Genomic DNA, 4,005 nt, shown 5'->3' with positions numbered 1-4,005 from the left:
ATCGACTCCCCACGCTGCCAGCGATCCCAGATCTCGGCACGCTGTTCTGCTGAATAATAAATCCTGCGACGATACTTCATTCAAAACATTCCATCTCTTCCTAAAGGTTAAAGTGTTGCGTCCACCAGTTGAGACCACCGCCCAGAGCGGACATTAAGCCGCCGTTTTCACTGTCGGTCAGGACAGGATACAAGGGTCTTACGCGTCTTCGGGCAGTTATTCACATGGCTTTTGGCTCAGCGACCATTCTCTCCTTGACATCGCCGCACACGAAGATGACTATAAGTAGCAAAGTCAAACAGCAAAAACGAAACGAGCAGCCATGCAAGTCACCCATCCGCCGCGCTTTACAAAACGCTATGATCTGGTGACGGATGCCAAAGCCCAGGGCGCAACCTATACGCCCAAAATCTTGGCGGATTTTGTGGCGCAGCAGATTGTCTCTGTGGCCGCATTGGGTAGCAAGCAAACGCTGCGCATTCTCGATCCTGCTATCGGCCATGGCGAGCTTCTCATCAGCTTGCTCGAAGCATTGCCCGGCAGCACTGATACCGCAATCGAAGTCTATGGCTTCGAGACTGAGCATGCGGCACTGGAAGTTGCAAAAGCGCGGATTGCCGAGGCATTTCCCGGCGTGTCCATTCACTTTGCGCACGAGAGCTTTTTGGATTTTGTCACCGCGCAGAACGGGCTCTTTCAGAGCAAACTGCCAAGCAATTTCGATTTGATTGTCGCCAATCCGCCTTACGTGCGCACGCAAATAATGGGAGCCAATCAAGCGCAAGCCTTGGCACAGCAATTCGGGTTGACCGGGCGCGTTGACCTTTATCACGCATTTCTTCTAGGCATGGCTTCGGTTCTGGCCCCCGATGGCACAGCAGGTGTGATCGTCTCGAACCGCTTCATGAGCACGAAATCCGGTGCCTCAGTGCGCGAAGGGCTGCATGCAGGATTTCACATCTCCAAAGCTTGGGATTTGGGCGACACCAAGCTCTTTGACGCCGCAGTTCTTCCTGCCGTTCTATTGCTTGAAGGCACGAGCGCGAAAAGCGACCAAAAAACTATCTTTACCTCCATCTACCAGACCAAATCCGAAGCGGCGCACGAAGCATCCGATGCCATCGCTGCGCTTGCCAATGAGGGCATTGTCGCGCTCGAAGATGGGCGACGTTTTGAAGTTCAGCACGGCCTTTTGGATCAGGGCGGTAGCACCGATGGTGTTTGGCGCAATGCTAGCGCCTCCAGCGAAGCATGGCTTGAGCGTGTACGCGTCAATAGCTGGGGCACATTCCGGGATATCGGGAAAATTCGCGTTGGCGTGAAGACTTGCGCGGATAAAACCTTCATCCGCACCGACTGGCATGAGATGAAGGAAGAAGAACGACCTGAGCTAGTAAAGCCGCTTACAACGCACCATATCGCCCGCCGCTTCAAAGCGAGCGAGCGCGATGCGCCTTATGGTGTTTTGTACCCGCATGAAATGAAGGATGGACGCCGCCGCACCTGCGATCTCACTGAGTATCCGAAAAGTGCGGCCTACCTTGAGGAACACCGAGCGGATCTTGAAGGGCGCAAATACGTCATCGAGGCCGGACGCATTTGGTATGAAATCTGGGTGCCGCAATCTCCTGATGCGTGGGAAAAGCCGAAGCTGGTCTTTCGTGATATTGCGAAACAGCCGACCTTCTGGATTGACCTAGACGGCTCGGTCGTCAACGGCGATTGCTATTGGCTGGTCGCGGAAAGTGATGAGAAAACCGACCTACTATGGCTGGCTTGCGCGGTCGCCAACTCGACATTCATCGAGAAATTCTACGACCTGCAATTTAACAACAAGCTCTATGCAGGCCGCAGACGCTTTATCACGCAGTATGTGGAGAAGTTTCCGCTGCCGGACCCTGAAAGCGAGAACGCTCAAACCATCATCGCGCTCGCCAAAGACATTTATGAGTGCCTTCCCGCTGACGATGCAAACGCTAAAATGCTTAAGCTGAATACGCTCATATGGGATGTGTTCGGTCTCGAAGAAGCTGCCGCTCAGTCTTCAAAGAAATCCGCAGGTAACGGAATTTGAAGCTTCTTGTTCAAGACCTTGCCTTGGAATTGCGGAAAGCGTGAGAAGAAAGCTTCTCCGGTGCTCAAATAGAAATTGCTCAACGTCACTTCTGTGCCATCTGTCTGCGCATAGAAGAGGGCGTAGCGCACATCGCAATGCCGGATTTGTTGCCCACCTACCATTAGTACATCAAGAGGTTCTTCGCTATTCGGGCGCACGAGACCCAGATCAATGGTCGGAGAGGTTTGGAGTTTAACCTCCAAAAGTTGGTGCCGAACATCGGGAAAACGCCCGTCATCGCGGAAGTCGCTATAGCCCAACGTCTCGCAGATAAGGCGGTGAAGTGCAGCGCCGCGATTGCGCTCTTGGACTATGCCGATATCTGGAAAACGCGCGCCAATTAACTTGGAGAGTTTTTCGAATAGCTCATCAATCGGAAGGAGGATTTGGTCTTGTGGCTGACCAATCGGGCTTGCTGTTTCAGGTAGATTGGCCCCCGCTTGCACAAGAGCTTGCATGCGCTGCGTATCCAATGGTGCAATCAGCTCGGCTTGCGCATCACTTGGTATCAATTGCGCCTGATACTTCTGCGTCAGTGTGCCCGTGGTATCAAGAAGGGCCAGCGTATCGCCAGTGACCACTTTGACTTTGATGATTTGATCTTCCCCGTCAACACGGATGATTACATAGCGCCTTGTGGGCGATAACTCTTCATTCCAGACCTGTAAGTTATTGGATTTTTGCACATAGCAATCAAAGAACTGTCCCGGAAAGCGTGGCTGCGTTTTCTTGAAACCTTTCGGCACGGGATAGCCTAAGGCTCGGCACACATGCTCCTTGACCACTTTGGAGCGCGTGCGCAGTGCCAGACCGGACAACGAAATCCCTGTCATGGCACCATCTAAAATCGCTTCCAACGCTGGAGTTGGAATCCAAAGCGCAGGATCACCAATTATAATCGGGTCGTAAATGGAAAGTTGGCTACGCCAAATATTATCAAGGTAATCGATCTTACTGTTGGTGGCCTCTATCACGGCTCCTCGTCTTTCTTGGTTAATAATTGTGGTACAGAGACGCCAAGCGTATCGGAAATTACTTCCAGCGTGCTGAGCGTGACGTTACGTTCGCGTCGCTCAATCGAGCCGATATAGGTGCGGTGCAGTCCGCACATATCCGCCAAGCCTTCTTGCGAAATACCTTTGGCATGCCGAGAACGAAGGACATTTTCCGCAAGGGTGGTGCGGATTTCCTCGCTAGCTTTTCTGATTTCTTTGTCGCGCTGCCGGCTTCTTGTCATGCGACAATTGTCGCATGTGAAGATTTTGAATCTACAGACTTTGAGTAGCAGACTTTATCGATTCACTGACATGCTTTGCGCATCTGTTCGCGGGCATCACCGATCTACACCAAGCTATTGCCGATATAGACCATGTTGTCGTTTGTTGCGTAAGTCATAACTAATGCACCGGCCTTAACAACCTGGCAAAAACAAGCTGTAGATGCGGCGCACAAATCGGGTGCAATTACCGAACTAGACAGGGGCTTACTAACCGACTTTGCAAAGTCTCCTTCCTGCGCGTCGTTGCCCTTCGGGCACCACGCAGCAACACGCACTTTGGGCTGATACTGTTGAAAAACTCCAATTTTCGGGAGAATAGGTGAAATACTTGCCCGTAGGAGGCCTATCCGAAAATTCGGCGAGGGGGTCGGCCTAAGGCCAGAATTGGCAATGTCCGAAGCTCTCAGCGCCGCCGCTGGGCATTTGGTTTCAAGTTGGCCGTCGCAATGGATCTTGGCAGAAAAATGCGGTCGTCAGATTTTCGAGTTTTTCAACATGGCGTAATCAGGATCGGCACACTGCAGCCCCTGCTATTCTTGATGTTCATATCGCTGAAAAGGAGACTGACCGATGGATTATTTTGCTGGGTTAGATGTGTCGATGGAAGAGA

3 protein-coding genes are annotated in these 4,005 nt (G+C 52.0%); 1 reads left to right on the top strand and 2 read right to left on the bottom strand.

All coding sequences use genetic code 11. The annotated features are described in order from the left end of the window. Positions 1-322 precede the first annotated feature (322 nt). Positions 323-2,074: an Eco57I restriction-modification methylase domain-containing protein gene (locus ACFWW2_RS14125; protein ID WP_393928815.1), complete on the top strand. Its 1,752-nt coding sequence runs from the start codon at positions 323-325 to the stop codon at positions 2,072-2,074. Here the strand turns inward: ACFWW2_RS14125 and ACFWW2_RS14120 are convergent. Both ACFWW2_RS14120 and ACFWW2_RS14115 read right to left on the bottom strand, forming a co-directional pair. After that, positions 2,038-3,090: a hypothetical protein gene (locus tag ACFWW2_RS14120; RefSeq protein ID WP_393928813.1), complete on the bottom strand. Its 1,053-nt coding sequence runs from the start codon at positions 3,088-3,090 to the stop codon at positions 2,038-2,040. The two genes, ACFWW2_RS14125 and ACFWW2_RS14120, sit on opposite strands and share 37 nt — an antisense overlap. Beyond that, positions 3,087-3,353: a helix-turn-helix domain-containing protein gene (locus ACFWW2_RS14115; protein ID WP_393928811.1), complete on the bottom strand. Its 267-nt coding sequence runs from the start codon at positions 3,351-3,353 to the stop codon at positions 3,087-3,089. Before ACFWW2_RS14115 ends, ACFWW2_RS14120 begins: the two co-directional genes overlap by 4 nt. Between the last annotated feature and the right edge of the window lie 652 nt (positions 3,354-4,005).

It is taken from the genome of Yoonia sp. R2-816 (genome assembly GCF_046762905.1).
Lineage (GTDB): Bacteria > Pseudomonadota > Alphaproteobacteria > Rhodobacterales > Rhodobacteraceae > Yoonia.
Note: the sequence above shows the minus strand (reverse complement) of the source record. Positions and strands in the feature narration are given on the sequence as shown.